This is a genomic window from Corynebacterium sp. KPL2825 (assembly GCF_037908445.1).
Lineage (GTDB): Bacteria > Actinomycetota > Actinomycetes > Mycobacteriales > Mycobacteriaceae > Corynebacterium > Corynebacterium kefirresidentii.
This window is the reverse complement of record NZ_JBBMGI010000004.1, coordinates 134,915-157,280: the sequence shown is the minus strand read 5'-3', so window position 1 is coordinate 157,280 and position 22,366 is coordinate 134,915. Positions and strand designations below refer to the sequence as shown.

Sequence of the window (22,366 nt, the reverse complement as noted above, 5' to 3'; positions counted from 1 at the left end):
AGTCAGTATCCTTTCGAGGAATCTCCACAAGTACAGGGCGTGGGCTTAGACCCAGTAGCTGACGCGGAAGCGCCACTTGCGCATGACCAAGCCGGCGATGAGCAGGCCGAGCACGGTGCAGCCGATAACGATCCACCAGTGGTAGGCGGCTACCGGCTCACCGATCATGGGTGCGCGGACGATTTCTAGGTAGTGATAGAGCGGGTTGATCTCCGCGATGCGGGCTCGCCCGGCCACAGCACCGCCCTGATCCTTCAGGGTATTAGTCATCCACACAATCGGGGTGACGTAGAACAAGAGCTGGGTTAAAGCCTCCAGCAGCGGGGCTACGTCACGGAAGCGGGTGGCAATGATGCCAAAGAACATCGTGACCCACACGCCGTTGACCAACAACAACGCCAAGCCTGGGATAAAGAGGAAGAACTCCCAACCCAGGCTGCGCGGGAAGATGAGGATAAGCAACAGCCAGATGATGAGGTTATGGCCCAAAAATAATGTTTGGCGCCACACCAGGCGGTAGACGTGCACCGAAAGAGGGGCGGGAAGCTGTTTAATCAAGCCCTCATTATCAATGAAGACGGTGGAGCCTTCCTTGATACAGCCCGAAATGAAGGTCCACATAATAAGGCCCACGGTGACGTGGGGGAGGAACTCCGCGACGGGAATCTGGAAGAGCATGGAGTACAAAAGGCCCAAGGCGAGGGCCATCACGCCGGTGGCGATGGTGATCCAAAACGGGCCCAGGACAGAGCGGCGGTAGCGCTGCTTAATATCTTGAATACCCAGTTTGAACCACAGCTCGCGCTGCTGTGCACCCTGCGCAAGGTCCGCGAAGGCGGCCTTGAGGGTCTCGGACTGGGACGCTGGGGTGGCCTCGCCGTCTGGCTGGGAGGTCATGCGGGCGATATCAGCGCGCAGTTGATTGTTATCTTGCACGCTCAACACCCTAGCGCGCGGGCTGGGCAAACGGGAACTACACGCCGCTAGCCTGCGAAAACGACCGTATTCAGCGAAAATCCAGATTTGGGAAACTTGGGCCAAACGCGTATACAGTAGGGAATCGACCGCCACTGAGTGGCGATGCCTAGCGCGAAAAAGAAGGGACCGAAATGCCAGCAGGAGCTTCGGCGCACTATGACGTATTCAGTGTGCGCGGTTTATACACCGGGCTATCTGATGGTTGGACCTACCTTAACGCGCACGCGGTTCCCCAGATTTCTGAGCGAGTAGCCTCCGGCGTGGCCCGCTCTTTCCGTATGTCTACTGCGGTGGCGCCCCAGGAAGGGCCGGGTGGCGCCCACTCTGCCACACCCGCGCCGGGGCGCTTGGAAGGAGATGGGAATTACACCGCTGCGCGCATGGCCGTAGCGGATCTGACCGGTTCCAAAGCAGACCGCGTGGTGCTCGGCCCCTCCCTGCCGGTTCTTTACCAGTCCTTGGCGCATGCGGCGCGCCCGCTGCTCGGCAGCAATTCCTCACTAGTGCTCTCAAAGCTGGACCCGCCTTCCCTGTATTCAGCATTTTCTGAGGTCAAAGCAGAAACCCGCTGGGCCCAGCCGGACTTAGGTACGGGTGAGTTGCCGGGGTTCCAATTCGCCGAGCTTGTCGACGGCTCCACGCGACTTGTCGCTTTCTCTGCCGCCCACGAGCTTTTGGGTACGGTCTCCCCGACGGCTGAGATCATAGACACCGTGCATGAACGCTCTCGCGCCTGGACGCTTCTCGACGTCTCTGCGATCGCCCCCTACCGCCCCATCAACTTCGATGAGCTCGGTGCCGATATCTTGGGTCTCGACCTTGGTCTGCTGGGCGGCCCGCAGCTAGCGGCCTTGGTATTCCGCGATACCCGTATGTTCCGCCGCCTCGATGCCCTTGATCCGGTGCATGCCAGCAAGGGCGCTCGCAAGCTGGAAACGCCAATTTCCTCTGGCCTGGCCGGCGGTGTCGGACCACTCGTGGACCATCTTGCCGCCCTCGCCGGTGGGGAGAATGGCTCCCGCCGCAAGCGCCTGCGCACCTCTATGGATGCGCTTAGCGCCTACCTCGAGGACCTGCGCGGGGACCTTTATTCCTTCTTGAGCACCCTGCCTGCCGTACACATCCTCGGAGTGACGGGAGAGGCGGCCGCAGGCGCATCCGATGATCGCCTGCCGCGCCTCACCTTCGCAGTAAAGGGTGTTCCGGCCGAGACGGTTTATAAGCGCCTCTTTGATAACGGCCTTGTTACCACGCTTGCCCCGCAGACCCCGTTGCTTACGGAGATGGGTGTGGAAGAAATCGGTGGTGCCGTGACGGTTGCGCTTGGCCCCTTCAATACCTATCACGACGTCGAGCATCTCATCCGCGTCGTAGCCTCGCTGGCTTAAACGGCAAGCACCAAGGTGCCGGTGACCTCGCCGCTGTCTAGGGCAGTGTGGGCTTGGGCGGCGTCGGCAAGCGGGTAAGTAGCGTGCAGCGCGTGCTTTACGCGGCCGTCTTCCAGCATGGGCCACACATTTTCTACCGTGCCCGCCACAATCCGTGCCTTGTCTTCTAAGTCGCGGGCGCGCACCGTCGTACCCTGGATGGTCAGGCGCTTGGGCAGCATGGCGCCCAAGTTGATTTCCGCCTTAGTACCGCCCTGCATGCCAATGATGATGAGCTTGCCGTCCTTAGCCAGGCATTTCATATTCTTTTCCAGATATTTCGCGCCGATGATGTCCAAAATGACGTCGCAGCTTCCCTTCAACTCTTCTACGAAGTCGTGCTCCTTATAGTTGATGAGAATATCGGCGCCCAGCTCGCGGCAACGATCCAACTTCTCCTGTGACCCGGCCGTCACCGCTACCTCTGCGCCCAACGCCTTGGCTACCTGGATGGCAAAAGTGCCAACGCCGCCGCCTCCGCCATGTATGAGGACGCGTTGGCCCTCGTGAAGGCCCGCCTCAATGCCTAGGTTGGACCACACGGTGCACGCGACCTCAACCACTGCTGCAGTTTCCTCAACGCTGAACCCCTCGGGCACGGGAAGCAGCTGGCCCTGCGGAACCGCGACGTATTCGGCGTAGCCACCACCCGCGAGCAGGCAGCCCACCTTGGTGCCTACCTCCCAGTTCGTATCCCCGGCATCGGCGATGGTGCCTGCTGCTTCTAAGCCCAAGATTTCCGATGCCCCCGGTGGCGGCGGATAGGCACCCATCGTCTGCAGGATATCGCCGCGGTTAACGCCGGCTGCCTGCACTTTGACGAGTACTTCTCCCGAGCGCAGCTTAGGGACCTCGACTTCGCGGAGCTCTAAGGACCGGCGATCCTGCGGATCGGTCTGAACGATGGCCTTCATGTGTGTTGTAGTCATGGATCCAATCTAACGAACCTTGTGTGTCCTGTGCCACGAAATTCGGAGTAACCTACTGCGACATTCAGTGTTGCAGGTGGCTTTTTGGGAAACCGGGCTATCTATTTAGTACACTGACCAAGTTGCTTCGTAGACACGATGAGTGTTTTCGAAGAACACCATGGAGACGTGGCAGAGCGGCCGAATGCACCGGTCTTGAAAACCGGCGAGGTTTATTCCTCCGCGGGTTCAAATCCCGCCGTCTCCGCCAACGTCATAATTTATGGCTCGGCGATACCTCGGTAGCTTCTGGCTCACGCTAGGAGTTACCGTTTTCTCGTTTTACTTATGTGCGGCTATCCCGGGAGGCCTCACCCTGGATGGTGTTAACCCGAACTTGGTCATGGCGGGGCACCGGAAAACGGCTTGGGGTAAAAACCTGCTTATTGTGGTGCTGCGGCGTTTCATACCGGGGGATGACGCGCCTGGTGCGGCGCAGACTTAATCTTGGAAATGTACAGGGCAAGTGAGATGTGATTGTGATCAAGCTCTGTAGCGAAGATAAAAATTACTCGTCGAAAGGACACCATGAGCACTTCGGAGTTTTACCTAGCAGCAGCGGAATCTACTAACCCTAACGATACGTGGTGGTTCCTCGGGTTCCTTCCCATCCTTTTGCTCGTCGCGTTCTGGATAGCGGCCTTAATTTCTATCATTTTTTCTGGGTACACGCTTGCGGCGAAGGTGCTCTTTATCGTCGCTACCTTCACACTGCCCTTCTTAGGACCGCTGATCTGGTTCCTCTTTGTTCGCGGAAAAGAAGACAAGAATAGAAGGGTCTAGACGGCTCGCAGTGGGGGCGCGTTAACACGCTCCTTGTTGTTCCAACCACGCGTTAATGCCGCCACGCAGGGAAACCACCTGTGAGTATCCGCGCTCGCGCAGAGCGTGGACGGCTTGGGCGGAGCGGATGCCGCTGGCGCAATATATAACGGCTACCTCGTCCCGTGCGATATCGGGGTTTTCACCGGCGAGGATGCGGTTGAGGGGAAGATGCGCTGAATTAGGAATGGTGGACCGGGCGCGCTCGGGGTCAGTGCGGACATCGATAAGCATGGCGTGATCAGGGATCTCGCGGACCTCGGGGGCATCGTCCGGCTGGGTAGGCTCCGCCCCGGTGGAACGGATGGGGATATACTCCCACGTCCCAGAAAGGGCCTCGTAGTAGCCGAGCGTGCCCATAAGCGGGGTGCTGACGCCGGTAATGATTTTTAAGGCTTCCAAGGCCATCGCGGATCCCACCACGCCGACGATCGGCCCCAGAACGCCGGCCTGGGAGCACGAAGGAACCTCGCCTGGGGCAGGGGCAGTGGGAAAGACATCCTCGTACACGGGGCCCTTGCCCGACCAAAAGACGCTCATTTGCGCATCGAATCCCAAGATAGAGGCCCAAATGTGCGGAATGCCCAAGCTACGGGCGGCCCAAGAGCACAGGTAGCGGGCGTCGAAATTATCCGTGCCATCGAGGAGCACGTCGCAGCCGCGCAATTGCTCGAGGGCGGTGGCCGTTTCGAGGCGGCCGTGGCAGCTGATTTCTACCTCAGGATTGAGCGCGTGGAGAGCGGCCGCGGCAGAATCCGTCTTCGGCGTGCCGATGGCCGCGGTGGTGTGGATGACTTGGCGGTGAAGGTTAGAGGGGGAGACCACGTCGTCGTCGAAAAGCGAAATGCGGCCTACGCCCGCGCCAGCTAGGTAAAGCAGGGCGGGGGAACCCAAGCCGCCGGCCCCGATAACCGCTACGTGGGCTTGAGCGAGCTTGCGCTGTCCCTCCTCGCCCCAGAGCGCTTCTTGGCGGGCATAGCGGATGCTCATTCCAGACCCACCCAGTTAGTGGAGCCATCGCCGTGGCTTTGTTCCTTCCAGATAGGCACTTCTGCCTTGACGCGATCGGCGCATTCTTCGGCCGCGCGGAAGGCATCGCCGCGGTGCGCGGCGGCCGCAACTACGGCAAAGGCCAGGTCGCCGACCTGAAGATCCCCCGTGCGGTGAGCGGCCCAGAGGCGCACCGGATGGCTGGAGGAGACGGCGTCGGTGATGTCCTGCAGCTTCTCTGGCGCGGAAGGGTGGGCGCTATAGGAAAGAAGGGTGACATTCGGCCGGCCGCCATCATGATCGCGGACGACGCCTTCAAAGGTGACAACGGCACCCATGGCGGCCGTGGCGGTCTCTTCCTTGGCAGCGGCAAGGTGGGATTCAAGGGGCTGATCGCTCAAAAGCGTGCCAATGGTGCAGCCGGTCTGTTCGGCCACATAGGAGGGATCAGTGCTCATGTACTCCTTCTAACATATCGACGATCGGAACAATTAATTTATCCAAAACCGCACAGCCGTCTTTTACCCCGCCGGTGGAACCAGGCAGCGTCATAGCAAAGGTGGAGTCATTAACACCGGCAATCGCGCGGGAAGCCACCGCGGTGGGCACGCTTTCCAAGCCTTTCTGCCAGAAGGCCACTGCGATGCCAGGCAGCTCGCGGGTGATATGCGGCGCGACAGCCTCTACCGTCTTGTCGTCTTGGGTCAGGCCGGTGCCACCAGAGGTCAAGATGACCGAGGGTTCTTCGGCGAAGGCGGCAGCAACGGTGGCGGCAATATCGGCATCGGGGACGATGCGTGCAGCGGGGCAGTCAAAGCCCTTGCGTCGCAGGAAATCTACCGCGATGGGGCCGGATCGGTCCTCGTAGATACCCGCGGCGGCGCGAGTAGAGGCGACGATGACGATGGCGGTGCGTTGCGGACTCATAGTGGGTAAACCTCGACTTCTTGGCCTTCCGCAAGGCGTTGGCCGGCAGGGATGCGGATGAGATGGGTGGCATCGGCCGCTTGGGCGAGCAGATGGGAGCTAGCGCCACCGAGGATATGGGCGTGGGAATCGACGCGCCCGCGGCGAAATTGGTCCTTGCATGGGAGGCCTTCAATGCCTGCCGCGAGCGGAACGCGGAATGGCTCCGGAGCCCAGCCCAGTGCCGGGGCCACGAAGAGGCGGAAACTTACCAACGTGGAAATGGGATTTCCCGGCAGACAGATCACCGGCGTGCCGTGGAAAGCAGCGATACCCTGTGGCCCGCCAGGCTGCTGATCCACATGACCAAACCAGCCATCGAGCACTTGGCGTACTACTTCAAACTTCCCAGCAGAGATTCCGCCCGAGGTAATGATGGCGTCCGGGTGATGCTGTGCAATGGCGTCTGCGAAAGCGTGGGTTAGGGCCTGCGGGTCATCATCGGTGGTGATATAGCCCGCGACGTCGATGCCGGCGCGGTGGGCCAATGCCGTCAATAACGGCGCATTGGCGTCAGGGATGGCGGCGCTACCACTGCCAATCTCTGCTCCGCCGGTGCAGATGAGGATCCGGGCGGGGCGGTAGACCTCCACCTCGGCGATGCCTTGGGAAGCAAGGGCGGCCAAGCGGACCGGTGTGAGCTTATCGCCTTGGGCTGCCAGGAGGGCGCCTTCTTCTAAGTCCGAGCCGGCGCGGCGGATGAATTGCCCAGGTGAGGTCTCCGGCACGGTGACACGGTCACCCGGGGCGAGGAATTCTTGTGGTTCGCAGTGCTCAATGGGCACGATGGCTGCAGTTGCTTCCGGAACTTTGGCGCCGGTCATGATGGGGCAGGCCGCGTTGAGTGAGCCGTGGAGCACTTGGGCGGGCTCTGTGCCGGCGGCGATGGTGGGGCCTACCTGGTAAGTCCCGGCCGCACACTGGGGAAGGGCGTAGCCATCCATTTGTGAATTATCAAAGCGCGGGGAAGGGAAATCAGCGCGGATATCCGCAGCTAAGACCATATCCTGTGCCTGATTGAGGGCCACGGTGGTCACGTGACGTACGGGCAGGGCCGCGGCGACCTCGCGCGCGTGGGTTTCAGGTGTGCGCATGACGGTTAGTTTACCCACGGTCTCGACACGGCAGGGGTGCGTAGGCATAGTAGAAGGCATGTTGACCGTTCACTATTTCGCTGCCGCACGCGCCGCCGCGGGGGTGGCTTCTGAGCAGGTAGACGCTCCCGCTACCTTGGGTGATTTGGTAGTGCAGCTGGGCAAGGACCATACCGGCACCACTGCGGCCGGCATGAGCCTGAAAGAAGTGCTGGGGCGCTGTAGCTTTCTTATCGACGGCGCTGGGAACACCGTCATGGATTCCCCCCTGGCCGGCGTGACCCGCGTGGACGTCCTGCCGCCTTTTGCGGGCGGCTAATCGCGCTGGCGCAGCGGACTGGTAAAGAAATTGATGACGCTGCTGACAATGGAAAGCACGATGGCGCCGATAATCGCGGCGCCCCAAGAGTCGATGACAAGGTGGCCAATTCCGAGGTCAAGCGTATTGAGCGCCCACTCCACGATGATGAGCGCTGCGCCGTTTATGACGAGGGAGAAAAGCCCGAGTGTCAGGCACGTCAGCGGTGCGCCGAGGATGCGCAGCACCGGCGTGACTACGGCATTAATGATGATGAAGACGATGGCAATGGCGATGAAATTTCCGGTTTCAGCCGGAGTGATGGAGATTCCGGGAATGACAGTGACCACGGCCCACAGCGCCACCGCGATGGCAAAGACATTCAGGGCGAAGTTAATGAGCGATCGCATTTAGCCTCCTATGGTTGTGTTCCACGCCTGCAGTAAGGCGTCGGTTTCTTCCCTGGTGGTAACGGTAATACGAATTCCCTCGCTAAAGGCGCGAACGAGCACGCCGCGTTCGGCGAGGCGGGCGGCTATCTCCTGCGGAGTGCCAAGACTGGCAAGATTCTGAGCCGGCAGCCACACGTGATTCGCCTCGGAATGCGGCACGCCCCAGTCCTGTAGGGCTGCTTCTAAGCGTTCGCGCTGGACGACGGTCTCCTCGGTACGCTCCCGCAGCGAATCCTGCGCCGCCAGTGCCGCGCGGGCGCCAACCTGGGCTACGGTGCTGGCGGAGAAGGGGATAGCCACCTTATTGAGGGCTTCAATGATATTTTCCGGGCCGAAGGCATAACCGATGCGCACGCCGGCTAGCCCATAAGCCTTAGAGAAGGTGCGCAGGCACACCAGGTTGGGATAGGTACCCACCAGCTCCGTGCCCAGCGGGGTGTCGGTGGCGCGGTTGTATTCGATATAGGCCTCGTCGAGGGCTACGAGGACGTCGGCAGGCACGGCATCCATGAATGCGGCGAACTCGGCCTTGGTAATCGTGGTACCCGATGGGTTATTGGGATTGCACACGAAGATGAGCCTGGTTTTATCCGTGATTTTCTTCGCCATGGCAGGAAGGTCCACGCGCTGGTCTGTACTGAGCGGAACCGGGATAGGGTGGGCTCCCACCACTTGGGCAAAGATGGGGTAGGCCTCGAAGGAGCGCCATGGGAAGAGGATTTCTTCGCCAGGGGTGGCGGCAATTTCTACCAGCTGTTGGCACAATGCGGAGGAGCCGGTGCCCACCGCTACCTGCTGCTGATCCACGCCCAGGTGCGCGGATAGGTCCTCGCGCAGTGCGGTGGCCGCAATATCCGGGTAGCGATTAGCCTGTGCGGCTGCCTCCGCCATGGCCGCGGCCGCTTCTGGCAGGGGCGGGTGAGCCGCCTCGTTAGAGGAGAGCTTGAGTACGTCATCGTTGCGCGCACCAGCGACATAGGCAGGGATGGCTTTCAGATCGGGGCGAATCATGCCTACCACTGTAGGGCCTGCGCCTTTGTTGCGGGAGCGAAAGCAGGGGGCTAGTTTGGCAGCGGCGGGGCAGGCAGGTATTCTCAAACGAGGTTCCTTGTGAACCGTGGAGATGTGCCAGAGCGGCCGAATGGGGCTCCCTGCTAAGGAGTTGACCCTTCTGGGGTCCGGAGGTTCGAATCCTCTCATCTCCGCCATCTAATCCCGAGCGCGCACGCTCGGGATTTTTTAATTCGCGTTTTCTATTCTCGTCGGCTCCGTAAAGCGGAGAAATCTGCTATTTGCGCTGGTACTTGGCGCAGCGGCGGAAGAGCGTGAGCATGCCAACGCCGAAGATGAAGCTTCCGGTAAAAGCCGCAGCGCGCAGGGAAGTGACCTCGTGGAAGAGGGCAGGCACCATGAGAATGGCGATAACAGAGCTAATGACTCCTAGGACGAGGAAAGTAATCGTCACGATAGGTCCCGGTGTGGATTGCTGCGGCATGGAGGTCAGTCCTTTCATCACTCAAATCTGATGAAAATAACTCTAGGTTGCCCTCCCAGGAGCTGCAATAGGAAATTCTTAAGGGATCAAGCAGGGCCTTAGAATTCTAGGGCAGGAAAGACCTCGTCGCGCAGCAGGTGGGCGAGCTCGCGATTTGGGTTGGTGGGGTCTACCCATGCGACTTCCGCAATCTCTGCGGCTGCGCGGGTAAGGATTGGGCGCGGATAGGTAAAGATGTGGCCGCGCACGGTTTCGCCGGGCTCGTTGGCGGCCGGCGCGTCGAAGGTGCCGAGCGGGGAAAGCTCCGGGAGGCGGACCTCCACACCGATTTCCTCTGCGACCTCGCGGGCTGCGGCCTGTGCGGGGGTTTCGCCAGCCTCAAGCTTGCCGCCAGGTAACTGGAACTTGGTGGACGAATCTTTGCGCACGGTGAGGACATGGCCAAAGGAATTTCGGAAAACTACGGCGGCAACTTCAATCATGGGCCCGACTATAACTCGCCGCGACGGCTTAATTCAGAATGCCGGGTGCCCACTCGCGCTCCACTTGGGCAAGCGCTGCTTCTATTTGTTGCTCTTTCAAGCCGATATTGGGAGTGCCTGTGGATACCGGGTCACCGGCGAGCACGGCAAGTAGTGTCCAGCCATTATTAACGCTGGGGCTCACACGCAGATCGTCGGGGTTTTCCGCAATGGCAGTGCCATCTGACCTCATCAATTCAGGCGGATAGTCGACAGCTTTCACGGTTGCGAGCTCTGGTAGTACTTCCGTGGAGCCATCAGGAAAGAACACCATGATGCGCGCCTGGTGGAAGTAATAGTGGTCATCGCCTACAGGGTTCTTTTCTTCCTTGGTATCAAAGTGGTAGAAGTTTCCCACCAGTACGGGATAAAACTCGAGCCAGTTATTGGCCCACGCTGTGCGGAGCAGAGTGCGCTCATTGTGGGTCGAGGCCAGCCAGCGAACGGGCTTGGAAATGCCGAATGCGATGATGGGCAGGCTGATGAGCAAGGCGATGCGGAAATCGAGTCCCGTAAGAGCAAAGGGGAAGAGTCCGAGAATTACGATGCTACCCATATGGAAGAGCTGGAAGAGGAAGTCGAATTTCGTATGGTTCTTGGAGGGGCAAGGGCCGTTATTAATAACGGCCTCGCGCAAGCCGGTGGCATCGGGGCGGGTATTTGGGGTGCTAACGCGCTTGATGTTCTCTTTGCTGAAAAACTCGTCCTCGTTCGGGGAGGATGGCACGTAGTTGCACAAGCGCAGGTTCATAGGGGATGGATGCTCCTTTGCTCAGGGGGCTGGCCTGTGCCTATGAGGCTACGGAAAGGCGAAGCGTTGCGTGGGCTTGTCGCGACGCAAGAGACAAATGAATATAAAGTGGTGTCCATGAGTGACTCGAGGTTTCCCCGTTCGGTGTTTGCAGTTGGCGCCGACCCTGATCCGCGTTTCACGCTCGCTAATGAGCGCACGTTCCTGGCGTGGATTCGCACTTCCCTGGCGTTGATTGCTGGCGGAGTAGCACTTGAGGCCTTTGACGTTCCGCTGCCAGGCACCCTGCGTGCCGCGGTATCGGTCTTCATGCTGATAGTCGCCATAATCTTGCCCGTGGTGGCGTGGGGGCATTGGAAGCAATCAGAGCGCGCAATGCGAGAGAATCGATCGCTACCATTTAGTTTCGGCCTTCCGGTCCTTGTTGCTGTAATCGTGGTGGTGGCTGGTGCGCTTTTGGTAGGCGAGTTCCTTGTCTAACCAGCCCTTTGATCCTGGTCTGCAACCAGAGCGCACGCGCCTGTCTTGGCAGCGCACCCTTTTGGCGCTTTCCTTAGTGTTGCTAGGCGTGATGCGGGCGGTGAGTGTGCACGTCTTCTTGCCGCTCGTCCTCCTTGCCGCCGGGGTGCTGGCGCTGGTTTTGGCGGTGTGGCAACGTGCCTCGCTTGTCGACGTCGCCCTGTCTTCCCAGGCTCCCCTTCCGCATGCAATCATTTTGGCCAGTACCGCCGGTCTGGTGTCTTTGCTGGCAGCCTTCGCCCTGTGGGGTCTATTCCTGTAGTCATCCCGGTGTCGTCATTGAGGTGGCTTCTGGGCGTCGTCATGCGGCCAGGGAGGATCTCTGGCGGATTTTCTGGGCAAATGACGTAGTCTAAGAAGGCTGAAGTCAATAACCTGGGGCTGGAAAGGCGGGTAGGCCATGGCGGAGACCACCGAGCGGGCTAGCGATATTGTCGAGGCATGGCTCAAACAAGAAGACGCCATTGACCCCACCAAGGCCCCGCGCCTCCAGGAACTCCTGGAGAGGGTGCCCCTGCAGGAACTCATCGCCGTCGTCGAGCGGCAAAATGCCGTCCGGTCGGCCTTGGCCCTGCGCTTGCTGCCGCGCCAGAAATCAATCGTCGTCTTTGATGCCCTCGATGCAAAGCATCAGGCCGATATCATCGATGAGCTGGGCAATGCTGATGTCTATGAGTTCTTCGACGAGCTTGACCCGGAAGACCGCGTGGCTTTGCTGGATGAGCTGCCCGCGGAGATTGCGGACCGGCTGCTGCGCTCACTGACTCAATCCAAGCGCGATGTCACGGGCGTGGTGTTGGGCTATGTCAAGGGTTCGGTGGGGCGCCGAATGTCACCCGAGGTGCCTGGAATCCACCCGGACATGAGCGTTAGGGACGCGCTGTTTAAACTGCGGGAGACCGCACATGAGCTGGAAACTATCTACACCGTGCCCATTACCCGCGAGGATAGGCGTCTTGTGGGGGTGGTGAGCCTGCGCGAAATCTTCACCGCTGATGCCGCGCTGACCATGGCCGATATTATGCACGACCCCATTTTTGCCCGTGCTAGTGCTGATGCGGAAGAAACCGCGCGTTGGTTCCTCCCATTGGACATTCTTGCGCTGCCAATCGTGGATGATTCGCACCGCTTGGTTGGTCTGCTGACGTGGGACGATGCTACGGACATTGTGGAGGAAGAAGATAGCGAGGACTCCGCTCGTGCTGGCGGTACCGAGGCCCTTCAACAGCCGTACCTATCCACGCCTTTGCTCAAGCTGGTGCGCTCGCGCATCGTATGGCTGCTCGTGCTGGCAGTTTCTGCGCTGTTGACTGTGCAAGTATTGGACTCCTTTGAAGGCACGCTGGCCAAGGCCGTGGTTCTCTCACTATTTATCCCGCTGCTGACCGGCACCGGTGGCAATACCGGCAATCAGGCTGCCACCACTGTGACTCGTGCTTTGGCGCTGGGCGATGTCCGCACCCGCGACCTCGTTGCCGTTTTGTGGCGCGAGCTACGCGTCGGCATGTTGTTAGGCGCCGTGCTCGGCTTGGCGGGACTGGGCCTGGCTACGCTGGTCTATGGCATGAGCATCGGCTTGGTCATCGGTTCGACGCTGTTTTTGATTTGCTCGATTTCTGCGACCGTAGGCGGGCTGATGCCCATCGTGGCTAAGACCATCGGTGCCGATCCGGCGGTCTTTTCTAACCCGTTTATCTCTACCTTCTGTGATGCTACGGGCCTCATTATTTACTTCCTCATTGCTAAGACCGTCCTGGGCATTTAACCCATCCTTCATCGATCGGGGGTGGAGGAGTGGTGGAACCATTTCTGGTTTTAGGCAGGTGTGGTGTGTGCTATTCGGGGGTGCGGGGGTGGTTTATTGTGACGGGATATGGTTTCTGCGTCACATGTTTTGTATGGTCAGTGCATGCTTCGCAGTGAATTAGATAACTTTCTATTTGCTGTCTAGGCCAGCTAATAACCTGGGAAGTACGGAGCATATCCCTCAGCACAGTCCTCTCTTAGTGAAGGAGCGCGCGGTATGACCACCCCGCATACTCACGAATCCACCGCCCACACCGAAGGTGACGAAGCCCCTAAAGTCCCACGCGGCGAATGGCGCCGGCAGTTTATTGGCCTCTTCGCGGGCTTGGCATTGGCGGTACTTGTCTTCTTTATTTTCCCCTCCAATGCCATTGAGACAGTCCAAGGCTCCTCTGGCGCAGATCCGGAAGCCGAGTACACGCTTGGTGCCATCCGCGCTGTTGCAGCGGTGACGATCCTTATGGGCGTGTGGTGGATGACTGAAGCTATTCCGCTCGCTGCCACCGCGCTGCTTCCGTTGGTTATTTTCCCTCTAGCTGGCGTCGGATCAATCAAGGAAGTAGGCGCCCCGTATGCCTCCGCCACCATTTTCTTGTTCATGGGTGGCTTCCTCATCGCGCTGTCCCTGCAGCGCTGGAACCTGCACCGCCGCTTGGCCCTTTATGTGGTGAAGGTGATTGGTACCTCTCCCAAGCGCCTTATCTTGGGCTTTATGCTGGCCACCGGATTTTTGTCCATGTGGGTTTCTAATACGGCTACGGCCGTGGTCATGTTGCCTATTGGTACCTCGGTGCTCGCGCTGACCGCAGAGACCGTAGGTGGCTGGGAGAAGCAAAAGAAATTTGCCACGGCCCTCATGCTGGGCATTGCCTATTCCGCGTCCATTGGTTCGCTGGGTACGCTCATTGGCACCCCGCCGAATGCCTTCCTGAACGCGTATATGGCCGATACCTGGGGCGTTACCCTTGGCTTTGGTCGATGGATGGCGGTCGGTGTGCCGCTCGCCGTGATCTTCTTGCTGATTGCTTGGGCACTACTTATCACCATTTTCAAGCCAGAGATGAAGGATATTCCGGGCGGCCGCGAGCTTATCGACGATGAAATTAAGGCCCTCGGCCCTTGGACCCGCCCTCAGATTATGACCGGCATCATCTTTGTTCTGGCCGCCGCAGCGTGGGTAATCCTGCCGCTGGTGCTTAAGGAATTTGAGAACTATGACGATGCCATCGTGGGTATCGCTGCCGGCATCGTGCTCTTTATTCTCCCGGCGGATAATCAGCGTCGCACTCGACTGCTCGACTGGAAGACTGCCAATGAGATGCCGTGGGACGTTCTCTTGCTCTTCGGTGGTGGCCTATCGCTGTCCTCGGTCTTTAATTCTTCCGGACTGTCCCTGTGGATTGGTGAGATGGCCAAGGGGCTGAGCGTCCTCCCAGTTGTCCTTATCGTCGCCGCCGTAGCCGCACTAGTGCTCTTCCTGACTGAGATCACCTCTAATACCGCAACGGCTGCCACCTTCATTCCAATTATGGGCGGCGTTGCCGTGGGTGTTGGCCTGACCGCGGAGGGAGATATCAACGTCCTTCTGCTCACCATTCCGGTGGCGCTCGCGGCAACCTGTGCATTTATGCTCCCCGTGGCTACCCCGCCGAACGCCATTGCCTATGGCTCTGGCTACGTCAAGATTGGCGAGATGATCAAGGGCGGTCTCGGACTCAATATCATCGGCATCTTCCTCATTACCCTTACAGTGTATCTGCTGGCAGTGCCTATCTTCGGCCTCTCCATCTAGGGACGTAGCCATTCCCTAATGAAAAACGTTATCATTAGGGAATGGCTACACCCGTTACCGTGCTGTCCGGATTTTTAGGCAGCGGAAAAACCACGCTTTTAAACCACCTGCTTGCTAACCGCGAGGGGCGCAAGCTGGCCGTCATTGTCAATGACTTCTCCGAGGTCAATATTGACGCCGCCCTCGTTGCCGGCGAGGGCCACCTTGAGCGCGGCGAGGATCGCTTTGTCGAGCTATCCAATGGCTGCATCTGCTGCACCTTGCGCGAGGATCTCATCGAATCCGTGGGCAAACTCGCCCGCTCCGGCTGCTTCGATCAGATTGTCATCGAATCCACTGGCATTTCCGAACCCATGCCCGTTGCGGCCACCTTTGAGTGGGAGTTTGAGGATGGCACGACGCTTGCCGAAGCCGCGTCTATCGACACCATGGTTTCCCTCGTTGACGCCTCGACCTTCCTGACGCACTTACGCCGCGGCAAGAGTCTCGCATCCCAGAACATCGAAGCCACGCCTGACGACGACCGCACCGTGGCTGACCTCCTAGTGGACCAAGTTGAGTTTGCTGACCTTATCCTCATCACCAAGACTGATTTGGTTGATGCTGCCGAAACCGAACGGGTCATCGCTACCGTGCGCGCCATGAACCCCCGTGCCCGCGTCGTGATTGTTACCAACGGTGTCATCGACCCGCGACTCGTCCTCGATGCCCACTTGTATGACACAGCTACCGCTGCCGCCTATCACGGCTACGCCGAAGAACTGGCCAACCCACATACTCCCGAGACCGAGGAATATGGCATCTCCTCGGTGGTCTTTCGTGCGGATCGGCCCTTTAATCGCGAGCGCTTACTTGCCGCCCTGCGGGCCAGTACCGGTCTGGTGCGTTCCAAGGGTTATTGCTGGATCGATACCGATCTGCGCGTCGCGCACGCCTGGCAGCAAGCCGGCCCGAACCTCCAGATCATGCCCGCGTCCCTCTGGGCGGCCAATGGCGTGACCCCTGGTGCTGAAATTGTTCTCATCGGCATTGACTTCGACCACGAGGCCACCCTGCAAGCTTTCCGGGACGCCCTGCTTTCCGACGCCGAAGTTGCCGCCCTCATTCCTTCCTAAAGCCTTCCTGCTTCTCGTGGGTAAACACTAAGTGAACTGGGGATTTGGTAGTTTCCCAGACCGTGGGTATAGTTATTTCTCGTTGCATAGCAGAGCACACGCACTGCTTACCAACGGTCTGCGCCCGTAGCTCAACGGATAGAGCATCTGACTACGGATCAGAAGGTTGGGGGTTCGAATCCCTCCGGGCGCACAAAATGAGCCGCCTTCGGGCGGCTTTTCTTGTATCTAATCTATTTCACAGGTGCCCATCTATGAAGTCTTCCTCATTGCTGCCGGGGCTCATTGCTGGCATTGTTCTTGGCCTCGCACTATGGCTCGGTTCTGGGAGCTTGTGGCTCCTTCTGGGCGGAGTTGTGCTTAGTCTAATATGCGCCCCGCTTCTCAAGCTTGCTGCTGATCCCTCTCGGTCGCGCAAATATCGCGATGATAACTTCCGCGATTAGGCGGATTTTCGCTGCAGTAAAAAGTCTTAAGTAACCCCTTTATAAAATGCAGGACACGTATAAAACGTTCACAGCAACCTTCCAAACAGGTTTAGTAGAAAAAGAAAGTCTTTATTAATAAGGGGACTGCGGCAACGCGCTCCCCTCTGTCTTGAAGGAGAACGCTCGGTGTCCGCATCTTCGCGCATCGTTGGGCTTGATATAGCCCGTTCACTTGCCATTATTGGCATGGTAGTCCTGCACATGGCCTCCCTCGTGTGGCATACCAAAGTCATTCTCAACGGCCTGCCCGCTGCGCTTTTTGCCATTTTGGCGGGCATCACATTGATGATTATTGCCCGCAATTTCACGGTGACGACGCTTCTGCGCATCCTCGCCCGCAGCTGCATAATTACACTCATCGGCCTCGCTCTACTGCCCCTTGGAGGTGAGATTCAGGTCGTCCTAGTAGTAATTGGCATCACCATGATGTTGCTGTGCTGGGTTCCCCCGTTGCACTGGGCCTGGAAGCTAATCCTATTCGCTGCCGCCACCGTAGCCGCGACCGTGAAATACGCTCCGCTGACCCTACCGCAGGTCTACCCACTGCTGGCCTATATCGCATATTTCCTCGCCGGCATGCTGCTCTATGAAATCTATATTCGCAAGCAACGCGCAGCTGCGCAGTGGGTTTCCACTGCGATAGCCGGCATCGTTGCCGCTATCGGTTTTTACTTCCGCTTTACTACGGACATTCCTGGCTGGCTACGTTTTACCGGCCACACCGGCGTCGTGGGTGAGATCATGCTGTCCATTGCCGTCGCTGCAGTCGTCCTACACCTCTGCCTGCTTGCTGGTCGAGCTGCGCCCAAGCTGGTCTATCCCTTTGCTGCGCTGGGTGCGATGTCGCTGAGCATCTACATCTTGCACGTGCTCACCGCCTACTACTGGCAAAGCCACATCGCCCTGCACAACACCGCCTGGGCCTGTGCCTTCATTGCCCTCTTCCTCGTTATCGCAACCCTGTGGCGCCGCCTGATAGGGAAGGGGCCGGCCGAATGGGCCGTCGCCAAAGCTATTGCCATCGCCGTTCCTGCCGGAAAGAAGGACTAATCATGCAGCACAAAATTTTCCCCGCCTTGCTCGCCGCCAGCATCGTTGCACTGACTGCCGCCCCGGCCACTGCGCTCGAACACGGTGATCCAGCAACGGACTCCCCGGAGGCCCGCACCGTCGCTCAACTCAAGATAGGACGCGTGGGTAGTTTCGGTGATTGTACCGGTACTCTCGTGGCCGTCCAATGGGTGCTCACCGCACGTCACTGCCTCGAGTCTGTGAATAACACGGGCACCCAGGCCCGCATTAACGGAACCACCTACGACACTGATTCCTGGGCACTGTCCCCGCTTTCCGACGCCGCCCTTCTCCACCTCACCGCCCCTGTCACCGATACAAAGCCCGCAGAGATTTCCACCCAAGTTCCGGAACCGGGCAAACGCGGCACACTCTACGGCTGGAGCAGTAGTTCTTCTATGGCGCGCCGCGGTCAGCTGCCCCAAGCGGAAATGGAGGTGGCCGAGCTCCTCGGCGGTAGCCCCGCCGGACCTGCCGGCGCGGACGCTGCCGCGAGCACCGGTGAGGATACCGATGGCGGAGAAAGCGTTCCCGCGGCCGAGGCTATGCCGGGGCTTAAAGCACCGGAGGGTACAGAAAGCGTGCCAGCCGGCGAGGCGATGCCGGGTGGGGCGATGCCGAGCGGGGCGCCCGATGGCCCGATGCCGCTTATCGAAAGCGCCATCCTTGATGTTCACTCCACCGGCCGAGCCGGTATGCAAGGCGGTGACTCCGGCGGCCCCTTCTTTGTCGACGGTAAACTCGCCGGACTCGCCACGGCGGGCACCGCGAACGGGGACCCAGACCTGCCTTCACCTAGCGCGGCTATTACCACGCTGGCCGGCACCAAGGACTGGATCGAGGGAGTGGTAAGCGGACGCGATAAGGAAGCGATTCTCACCGCGGAAACCACTCCCGAACCGCCGAAAACCCCGCAGACCAGCGCCGACCACGCTTGGCTTTATGCCGAAATAGCAGTGCTAGGTCTTATTGCCGCCGCGGTAGTATCCCGCATTCCCGGCCTACGGGGTCGCAAGCGCTAGAAAATCTCGATGCGCCCACCCAGGGACTCGGACTGGCGCAGCTGCGCCACCCAATTCGGGCCGCCTGGGTGTAGGCGCAGCACCGGGCGGGAAGAAATCTTGACCGGGGAGACCGATTCCTTGCGCGCGCCAGAACGGGCATCGATACGGGTGCGGGCGCGATAACCGGCGTCGGAAAGCTCGGCGATGGAAGGCTCGGGGGAGTCGAGCTTCTCGCGGGCGTCGCGAAGCAGATCCAAGGCCTCGTCCAAAGCCTCCACCAACGCCGGGGCATTGGTTTCGCACATCTGCTGCACTAGCTCCGGCTGCGTACCGGCCACGCGCGTCGCGTCCTTGAAAGAACCGGCAGACAGGGACTGCGCCAAGATTCCGCCGTTATCGCCCACTACAGCGAGAATTTCGGCGAAGACATGCGGCAGGTGGGAAATGCGCGCCACCGCTGCATCGTGGTTAGCCACGCGGATAGGAACCGCCTCCGCGTGCACCATCTGCGTCATGCGTACAACCTCGGTAAAGGTCTCAATCCACTGCTTAGGAATCTTTTCCCCACGCGCCTCGCACTCGGCGGCATAGTCATAAGTGATGCCCCACGCCGCACGGCGGAAGAGATCCCGCTGGGAGTTATCCCAACCGGATTTGGAGGTGCCCGCCATCGGGTGCCCGCCCACGTAGCGCGATTCCATGCCGCGTTCGAGGACCTGCTGGCGCACCGCGGTCTTTACGGAAACCACATCTGTAATGCCGCAGCTAGGCGCGTGCTCCTGGATGGCATCGAGGACCTCGCCCACTGCGGTCATGGGAACAGCAATCACAATGAGCGCGTTTTCCGCTTCCGCGCGGGTCAAAATAGCGGGAAGATCATCGGTGACGTCAAAGCCCTGCTTTACTGCAGTGCGGGCGCCAGAAGTGGAGTGGTTATATCCAAAAACGGGGTGTTTATATCCGGCTAGATCGCGCAGCAGAGAGCCGCCGATGAGGCCGAGGCCAATAATGCAGATAGGGCGTTGAACATCTTGAGAACTCACGGTGACAATTGTGGCACAACACGACTAATCTCACGAGGTATGAGCAACGAAAATTACTCCTTCGCGGTAACCGTCGCCCGCACTGCGGGCCAGTGGCTGGTGCGCAGCTTCAACGATGACTTCGAGGATCCGCAGACCTCCATCAATGCGGTGCGCAGCCTGCGCTCTGAGGGCGCTGCGTTCGCGCTGCTGTGCGTGGAGGATGCCTATTTCATCGCCGTGCGCCCCGTGCCGGGCGGGGTGAAGATGCTCATTTCGGATGCCACCTATGGCGTTGATGATGACTTTGCGGCCGATTTCATGGATATCAACGACCATGAAATCCCGGATGTGGACCCTGAAGAGGCCGACCCTTATGGCGAGGGCGATTTCGATATCTTCGCCGATCTCGGCCTATCCGAGGATCAGGTGGGCTACATCATCGACAATGACGAAGACTGGCCTTCTGATATGTTGCTGCGCATCGCCGGCGAGCTCGGCTTCGGCGATGAACTGGAAGACGTCATTGATAACGCCTGAGCCCCTCCAGCGCGCAGAGGCCCGCATGCGCCGCGCCCTGGACGTCGCCAAGTGCACCCCGGCAGGCGATGTACCGGTGGGTGCGGTGCTTTTTGACGCCACCGGAGCCGAACTCGCCACCGGAGTAAACCGCCGCGAGCAACGCGCCGATCCCACTGCCCACGCCGAGGTAGAGGCCATCCGCCAAGCAGTGCGCGTCTATGGAGACGGCTGGCGCCTTTCCGGCTGCGAACTTGTCGTCACCCTAGAGCCCTGCGCCATGTGCGCCGGTGCTTTGCAGGCTGCGCGCGTTTCTTCCGTAGTCTTCGGCGCTTTTGAACCCAAGACCGGCGCGTGCGGCTCGCTTATCGATGTCCTGCGTGCCCCCACCGCCCCCTTTGCCCCGCAGGTTCGCGGCGGCGTTCTGGAAGAGGAATGCGCGATGTTGCTCAGAAACTTCTTCGGCGACCTGCGCTGAAAGTGCGTACACTGGTGCTCATACATTATCCGTCTACTCAAAGGAGTGATTATGGGCGATTTGGAAAACAAGAAGGATGGCCTCGTAGGCAAGGCAAAGGAAGCCTACGGCGAAGCTACCGATAACAAGGACGTAGCTAACGAGGGCAAGGCCGACCAGGTCACCTCCGAGGCTAAGGACAAGCTGTCCGACGCTGCCGAGGGTATCAAGGACAAGGCTAACGAGGTTATCGGCGGCCTGAAGGACGACTAATCCTCATCCGTATTTCTGCATATCGCTGCGCTGGCACCCCGCTGGCGCAGCGATTTTGTCGCTCGGGCGCACTCCCGTAATCTGGAACGCGGTGGCGTGTCCGAGCGGCCGAAGGTGATCGCCTCGAAAGCGATTGTTGGGTAACCCCCAACCGCGGGTTCAAATCCCGCCGCCACCGCACTTGCCATGAGTCGCGACATGTTTGACAGATGAGTCGCGACATCGTTGACAAACCGGCATCTCAGTTGCTTTTTGTTCTGGGGTGCCGGTTTCTTCGATCAGACGAACCTTTCAAGGACTCATCGTTCCGAGCAGCAGCGCCAAGTCGCCGCAACGAGCACTTACGATTGGCGGCCGGAGCCCACCCCTCTCAGACTCTAAAAGGTGCCTTAGGTGCTGCGTGGCCTCGCTTTGTATCGACGCCACCGGGCTGCAGTATTGATGGCGTACAGCTTTGACGATGGCCATATTGCGGTTGGGACTATTCGTAGTGTCAAACATGTCCCGACTCACCAGTCAAACATCACCCGACACGGTAAGGTATCCCTAAGCGCCAAATATGTCGCGGCTGATCTGTCAAGCATCACGACGAATCCCCCAGGCACAGACTGTCAAATATGTCATGAACTCAGACAGCGGGCACGGTGGTGGCGGGGGCGGCGTAAAGCATGTCCAAGTCGTACTCGACGCTGGTGGACATGTATGACCCGGGCGACGCGTTTCTGTACTCGGAGCTGGTGAAGGTGCATCCGCACGTGTTGGCTTGCCGGCTGTTTGCGGTCAAAAACTATGTGTTGCGCTTCACCCAACTCGCCTTTATTCTTAGCAAACCAATTAGTTCAGGCTCGTGGAGCCTAGTTGGCAATTCTTGGAGGTACTGATGACTTCTGCAATAACGTTGATCTCGCATGAAGGTGCTCAGTTCGCTTCACCGTATGGCGAAGGCATGATTCGTTTCGGTGACAGTCCTGAGCAGGTGGTAGCGGTTCTCGGGGAACCGGAGAACCACCGGAGCGAAAGCACCTTGTACTACTCCCAATCAAATATTCAGGTTCATTTCGGTGACAACGGTGTCGAATTCATTGAGACTGCCACCAACCCTGAAAAAGACGGTGTCACGGTGGAATGGGAAGGCCATAACCTCTCCCACATGAACGCGATCGAGTGCGCCGAGCTGTTGAAGGGGCTCAACGACGGGGCTCGGCTTGACGATGATCGAGCTCCAGAGGCTTATGCTTTCGAGAAACTGGGGCTTACCGTATGGCAACCGTACGCGCTTGCCGATGCTCGCGAGGAACTCGAGGAAGCGCGAGCTGGGGGCGCCGAAGGTGACGAACTTGAGTACTTTGAAGAAGAAGTCAGGATGGCAGAGTGCTTTGACGCGATCGGCCTGGGTTCTCGCGACTACATGAACGAGTACTTCTAGGCCGCATTTCTCCAGGCCCACGTCCCGCTCCATGGAGGACGGCCAACGAGAGCGTACGAAATTGTTGCCTCACCTAACGTCGAACACATGGTTCCACTGCGGGAACCCGATC

26 protein-coding genes and 4 tRNA genes are annotated in these 22,366 nt (G+C 59.3%); 18 read left to right on the top strand and 12 right to left on the bottom strand.

Annotation, left to right across the window (positions count from 1 at the left end):
• Window positions 1-45: 45 nt before the first annotated feature.
• Window positions 46-897: a galactan export ABC transporter permease subunit Wzm/RfbD gene (wzm, locus tag WMQ00_RS04755; RefSeq protein WP_051138321.1), complete on the bottom strand. Its 852-nt coding sequence runs from the start codon at window positions 895-897 to the stop codon at window positions 46-48.
• Between the two features lie 212 nt (window positions 898-1,109).
• Between wzm and WMQ00_RS04750 the strand changes: the two genes are divergently transcribed.
• On the top strand, window positions 1,110-2,366 hold the full coding sequence (locus WMQ00_RS04750) for an aminotransferase class V-fold PLP-dependent enzyme (protein ID WP_023020353.1): 1,257 nt from the start codon (window positions 1,110-1,112) through the stop codon (window positions 2,364-2,366).
• Here WMQ00_RS04750 and WMQ00_RS04745 read toward each other — a convergent pair.
• Window positions 2,363-3,319 carry an NAD(P)H-quinone oxidoreductase gene (locus WMQ00_RS04745; RefSeq protein WP_023020354.1) on the bottom strand — a complete coding sequence of 319 codons (957 nt, stop codon included), beginning with the start codon at window positions 3,317-3,319 and terminating at the stop codon, window positions 2,363-2,365. The two genes, WMQ00_RS04750 and WMQ00_RS04745, sit on opposite strands and share 4 nt — an antisense overlap.
• A 177-nt stretch (window positions 3,320-3,496) precedes the next feature.
• Between WMQ00_RS04745 and WMQ00_RS04740 the strand changes: the two genes are divergently transcribed.
• Window positions 3,497-3,584 (top strand) — tRNA-Ser (locus WMQ00_RS04740).
• 317 nt (window positions 3,585-3,901) lie between these two features.
• Window positions 3,902-4,156 (top strand): PLD nuclease N-terminal domain-containing protein, encoded by a 255-nt coding sequence (locus WMQ00_RS04735; RefSeq protein WP_023020355.1) that lies wholly within the window; start codon window positions 3,902-3,904, stop codon window positions 4,154-4,156.
• Window positions 4,157-4,177: 21 nt separating this feature from the next.
• Here WMQ00_RS04735 and WMQ00_RS04730 read toward each other — a convergent pair whose 3' ends face one another.
• Genes WMQ00_RS04730 through WMQ00_RS04715 form a run of 4 tightly spaced genes read right to left on the bottom strand, consistent with a single transcriptional unit; the run spans window position 4,178 to window position 7,245 of the window.
• Window positions 4,178-5,185 carry a ThiF family adenylyltransferase gene (locus WMQ00_RS04730; RefSeq protein ID WP_340440717.1) on the bottom strand — a complete coding sequence of 336 codons (1,008 nt, stop codon included), beginning with the start codon at window positions 5,183-5,185 and terminating at the stop codon, window positions 4,178-4,180.
• Window positions 5,182-5,643, bottom strand: coding sequence for a molybdenum cofactor biosynthesis protein MoaE (locus WMQ00_RS04725; RefSeq protein ID WP_023020357.1), 462 nt, complete (start codon window positions 5,641-5,643; stop codon window positions 5,182-5,184). The genes WMQ00_RS04730 and WMQ00_RS04725 overlap by 4 nt, the downstream gene beginning before the upstream one ends.
• Window positions 5,633-6,112, bottom strand: a complete 480-nt coding sequence (locus WMQ00_RS04720) for a MogA/MoaB family molybdenum cofactor biosynthesis protein (protein ID WP_023020358.1) — start codon at window positions 6,110-6,112, stop codon at window positions 5,633-5,635. The genes WMQ00_RS04725 and WMQ00_RS04720 overlap by 11 nt, the downstream gene beginning before the upstream one ends.
• Window positions 6,109-7,245 carry a molybdopterin molybdotransferase MoeA gene (locus tag WMQ00_RS04715; RefSeq protein ID WP_034656162.1) on the bottom strand — a complete coding sequence of 379 codons (1,137 nt, stop codon included), beginning with the start codon at window positions 7,243-7,245 and terminating at the stop codon, window positions 6,109-6,111. The genes WMQ00_RS04720 and WMQ00_RS04715 overlap by 4 nt, the downstream gene beginning before the upstream one ends.
• 58 nt (window positions 7,246-7,303) lie before the next feature.
• Here WMQ00_RS04715 and WMQ00_RS04710 point away from each other — a divergent pair, with 58 nt between their 5' ends.
• Window positions 7,304-7,564, top strand: coding sequence for a MoaD/ThiS family protein (locus WMQ00_RS04710; protein WP_023027795.1), 261 nt, complete (start codon window positions 7,304-7,306; stop codon window positions 7,562-7,564).
• Here WMQ00_RS04710 and WMQ00_RS04705 read toward each other — a convergent pair.
• Window positions 7,561-7,953, bottom strand: coding sequence for a phage holin family protein (locus WMQ00_RS04705; RefSeq protein ID WP_023020361.1), 393 nt, complete (start codon window positions 7,951-7,953; stop codon window positions 7,561-7,563). The two genes, WMQ00_RS04710 and WMQ00_RS04705, sit on opposite strands and share 4 nt — an antisense overlap.
• Window positions 7,954-9,006: a histidinol-phosphate transaminase gene (gene hisC / locus WMQ00_RS04700; protein WP_340440716.1), complete on the bottom strand. Its 1,053-nt coding sequence runs from the start codon at window positions 9,004-9,006 to the stop codon at window positions 7,954-7,956.
• Window positions 9,007-9,114: 108 nt separating this feature from the next.
• Between hisC and WMQ00_RS04695 the strand changes: the two genes are divergently transcribed.
• Window positions 9,115-9,203, top strand: a tRNA-Ser gene (locus WMQ00_RS04695).
• Between the two features lie 80 nt (window positions 9,204-9,283).
• Here the strand turns inward: WMQ00_RS04695 and WMQ00_RS04690 are convergent.
• The 3 genes from WMQ00_RS04690 to WMQ00_RS04680 all read right to left on the bottom strand — a co-directional run bounded on the left by WMQ00_RS04690 (window position 9,284) and on the right by WMQ00_RS04680 (window position 10,762).
• Window positions 9,284-9,508 carry a hemolysin III family channel protein gene (locus WMQ00_RS04690; RefSeq protein ID WP_200288390.1) on the bottom strand — a complete coding sequence of 75 codons (225 nt, stop codon included), beginning with the start codon at window positions 9,506-9,508 and terminating at the stop codon, window positions 9,284-9,286.
• Window positions 9,509-9,588: 80 nt separating this feature from the next.
• Window positions 9,589-9,972, bottom strand: a complete 384-nt coding sequence (locus WMQ00_RS04685; protein ID WP_340440715.1) for an NUDIX hydrolase — start codon at window positions 9,970-9,972, stop codon at window positions 9,589-9,591.
• A gap of 28 nt (window positions 9,973-10,000) precedes the next feature.
• On the bottom strand, window positions 10,001-10,762 hold the full coding sequence (locus tag WMQ00_RS04680) for a hypothetical protein (protein WP_200288388.1): 762 nt from the start codon (window positions 10,760-10,762) through the stop codon (window positions 10,001-10,003).
• A gap of 117 nt (window positions 10,763-10,879) precedes the next feature.
• Between WMQ00_RS04680 and WMQ00_RS04675 the strand changes: the two genes are divergently transcribed.
• From WMQ00_RS04675 to WMQ00_RS04640, 8 genes are all read left to right on the top strand, one after another.
• The gene (locus WMQ00_RS04675; protein ID WP_200288387.1) at window positions 10,880-11,242 is read left to right on the top strand and encodes a YidH family protein; all 363 of its coding nucleotides are present in this window, start codon (window positions 10,880-10,882) and stop codon (window positions 11,240-11,242) included.
• Window positions 11,235-11,543 (top strand): DUF202 domain-containing protein, encoded by a 309-nt coding sequence (locus WMQ00_RS04670; RefSeq protein WP_200288386.1) that lies wholly within the window; start codon window positions 11,235-11,237, stop codon window positions 11,541-11,543. The genes WMQ00_RS04675 and WMQ00_RS04670 overlap by 8 nt, the downstream gene beginning before the upstream one ends.
• Window positions 11,544-11,681: 138 nt before the next feature.
• Window positions 11,682-13,046, top strand: coding sequence for a magnesium transporter (gene mgtE, locus WMQ00_RS04665; RefSeq protein ID WP_023020367.1), 1,365 nt, complete (start codon window positions 11,682-11,684; stop codon window positions 13,044-13,046).
• A 258-nt stretch (window positions 13,047-13,304) separates the two neighbouring features.
• Window positions 13,305-14,879: an SLC13 family permease gene (locus WMQ00_RS04660; RefSeq protein WP_200288385.1), complete on the top strand. Its 1,575-nt coding sequence runs from the start codon at window positions 13,305-13,307 to the stop codon at window positions 14,877-14,879.
• A gap of 41 nt (window positions 14,880-14,920) precedes the next feature.
• Window positions 14,921-15,994, top strand: coding sequence for a GTP-binding protein (locus tag WMQ00_RS04655; RefSeq protein ID WP_023020369.1), 1,074 nt, complete (start codon window positions 14,921-14,923; stop codon window positions 15,992-15,994).
• A gap of 120 nt (window positions 15,995-16,114) precedes the next feature.
• Window positions 16,115-16,187: transfer RNA gene (locus WMQ00_RS04650), tRNA-Arg, on the top strand.
• 421 nt (window positions 16,188-16,608) lie between these two features.
• On the top strand, window positions 16,609-17,532 hold the full coding sequence (locus WMQ00_RS04645) for a DUF418 domain-containing protein (RefSeq protein ID WP_340440714.1): 924 nt from the start codon (window positions 16,609-16,611) through the stop codon (window positions 17,530-17,532).
• A 2-nt stretch (window positions 17,533-17,534) separates the two neighbouring features.
• Window positions 17,535-18,575 (top strand): trypsin-like serine protease, encoded by a 1,041-nt coding sequence (locus WMQ00_RS04640; RefSeq protein ID WP_248099273.1) that lies wholly within the window; start codon window positions 17,535-17,537, stop codon window positions 18,573-18,575.
• Here the strand turns inward: WMQ00_RS04640 and WMQ00_RS04635 are convergent.
• On the bottom strand, window positions 18,572-19,600 hold the full coding sequence (locus WMQ00_RS04635; RefSeq protein WP_340440713.1) for a prephenate dehydrogenase: 1,029 nt from the start codon (window positions 19,598-19,600) through the stop codon (window positions 18,572-18,574). The two genes, WMQ00_RS04640 and WMQ00_RS04635, sit on opposite strands and share 4 nt — an antisense overlap.
• A 39-nt stretch (window positions 19,601-19,639) precedes the next feature.
• On the opposite strand from WMQ00_RS04635, the gene WMQ00_RS04630 reads away from it, so the two are divergent.
• The 5 genes from WMQ00_RS04630 (at window position 19,640) to WMQ00_RS04610 (ending at window position 22,254) form a co-directional block, all read left to right on the top strand.
• Window positions 19,640-20,119 (top strand): tRNA adenosine deaminase-associated protein, encoded by a 480-nt coding sequence (locus WMQ00_RS04630; RefSeq protein WP_023020373.1) that lies wholly within the window; start codon window positions 19,640-19,642, stop codon window positions 20,117-20,119.
• Window positions 20,120-20,144: 25 nt separating this feature from the next.
• Window positions 20,145-20,576 (top strand): nucleoside deaminase, encoded by a 432-nt coding sequence (locus WMQ00_RS04625; protein ID WP_200289076.1) that lies wholly within the window; start codon window positions 20,145-20,147, stop codon window positions 20,574-20,576.
• Between the two features lie 51 nt (window positions 20,577-20,627).
• A complete protein-coding gene (locus WMQ00_RS04620; protein WP_005323174.1) occupies window positions 20,628-20,828 on the top strand; it encodes a CsbD family protein in 201 nt (66 codons plus the stop codon).
• A 90-nt stretch (window positions 20,829-20,918) separates the two neighbouring features.
• A tRNA-Ser gene (locus WMQ00_RS04615) sits at window positions 20,919-21,006 on the top strand.
• 702 nt (window positions 21,007-21,708) lie between these two features.
• Complete coding sequence (locus WMQ00_RS04610; RefSeq protein ID WP_023020376.1) at window positions 21,709-22,254, top strand: hypothetical protein; 546 nt, start codon at window positions 21,709-21,711, stop codon at window positions 22,252-22,254.
• Window positions 22,255-22,366 lie beyond the last annotated feature (112 nt).

Coding starts and splice junctions, on each gene's coding strand:
- wzm (WP_051138321.1), bottom strand. CDS start 897: ATGACCTCCCAGCCAGACGGCGAGGCCACCCCAGCGTCCCAGTCCGAG.
- WMQ00_RS04750 (WP_023020353.1), top strand. CDS start 1,110: ATGCCAGCAGGAGCTTCGGCGCACTATGACGTATTCAGTGTGCGCGGT.
- WMQ00_RS04745 (WP_023020354.1), bottom strand. CDS start 3,319: ATGAAGGCCATCGTTCAGACCGATCCGCAGGATCGCCGGTCCTTAGAG.
- WMQ00_RS04735 (WP_023020355.1), top strand. CDS start 3,902: ATGAGCACTTCGGAGTTTTACCTAGCAGCAGCGGAATCTACTAACCCT.
- WMQ00_RS04730 (WP_340440717.1), bottom strand. CDS start 5,185: ATGAGCATCCGCTATGCCCGCCAAGAAGCGCTCTGGGGCGAGGAGGGA.
- WMQ00_RS04725 (WP_023020357.1), bottom strand. CDS start 5,643: ATGAGCACTGATCCCTCCTATGTGGCCGAACAGACCGGCTGCACCATT.
- WMQ00_RS04720 (WP_023020358.1), bottom strand. CDS start 6,112: ATGAGTCCGCAACGCACCGCCATCGTCATCGTCGCCTCTACTCGCGCC.
- WMQ00_RS04715 (WP_034656162.1), bottom strand. CDS start 7,245: ATGCGCACACCTGAAACCCACGCGCGCGAGGTCGCCGCGGCCCTGCCC.
- WMQ00_RS04710 (WP_023027795.1), top strand. CDS start 7,304: ATGTTGACCGTTCACTATTTCGCTGCCGCACGCGCCGCCGCGGGGGTG.
- WMQ00_RS04705 (WP_023020361.1), bottom strand. CDS start 7,953: ATGCGATCGCTCATTAACTTCGCCCTGAATGTCTTTGCCATCGCGGTG.
- hisC (WP_340440716.1), bottom strand. CDS start 9,006: ATGATTCGCCCCGATCTGAAAGCCATCCCTGCCTATGTCGCTGGTGCG.
- WMQ00_RS04690 (WP_200288390.1), bottom strand. CDS start 9,508: ATGAAAGGACTGACCTCCATGCCGCAGCAATCCACACCGGGACCTATC.
- WMQ00_RS04685 (WP_340440715.1), bottom strand. CDS start 9,972: ATGATTGAAGTTGCCGCCGTAGTTTTCCGAAATTCCTTTGGCCATGTC.
- WMQ00_RS04680 (WP_200288388.1), bottom strand. CDS start 10,762: ATGAACCTGCGCTTGTGCAACTACGTGCCATCCTCCCCGAACGAGGAC.
- WMQ00_RS04675 (WP_200288387.1), top strand. CDS start 10,880: ATGAGTGACTCGAGGTTTCCCCGTTCGGTGTTTGCAGTTGGCGCCGAC.
- mgtE (WP_023020367.1), top strand. CDS start 11,682: ATGGCGGAGACCACCGAGCGGGCTAGCGATATTGTCGAGGCATGGCTC.
- WMQ00_RS04660 (WP_200288385.1), top strand. CDS start 13,305: ATGACCACCCCGCATACTCACGAATCCACCGCCCACACCGAAGGTGAC.
- WMQ00_RS04655 (WP_023020369.1), top strand. CDS start 14,921: ATGGCTACACCCGTTACCGTGCTGTCCGGATTTTTAGGCAGCGGAAAA.
- WMQ00_RS04640 (WP_248099273.1), top strand. CDS start 17,535: ATGCAGCACAAAATTTTCCCCGCCTTGCTCGCCGCCAGCATCGTTGCA.
- WMQ00_RS04630 (WP_023020373.1), top strand. CDS start 19,640: ATGAGCAACGAAAATTACTCCTTCGCGGTAACCGTCGCCCGCACTGCG.
- WMQ00_RS04625 (WP_200289076.1), top strand. CDS start 20,145: ATGCGCCGCGCCCTGGACGTCGCCAAGTGCACCCCGGCAGGCGATGTA.
- WMQ00_RS04620 (WP_005323174.1), top strand. CDS start 20,628: ATGGGCGATTTGGAAAACAAGAAGGATGGCCTCGTAGGCAAGGCAAAG.
- WMQ00_RS04610 (WP_023020376.1), top strand. CDS start 21,709: ATGACTTCTGCAATAACGTTGATCTCGCATGAAGGTGCTCAGTTCGCT.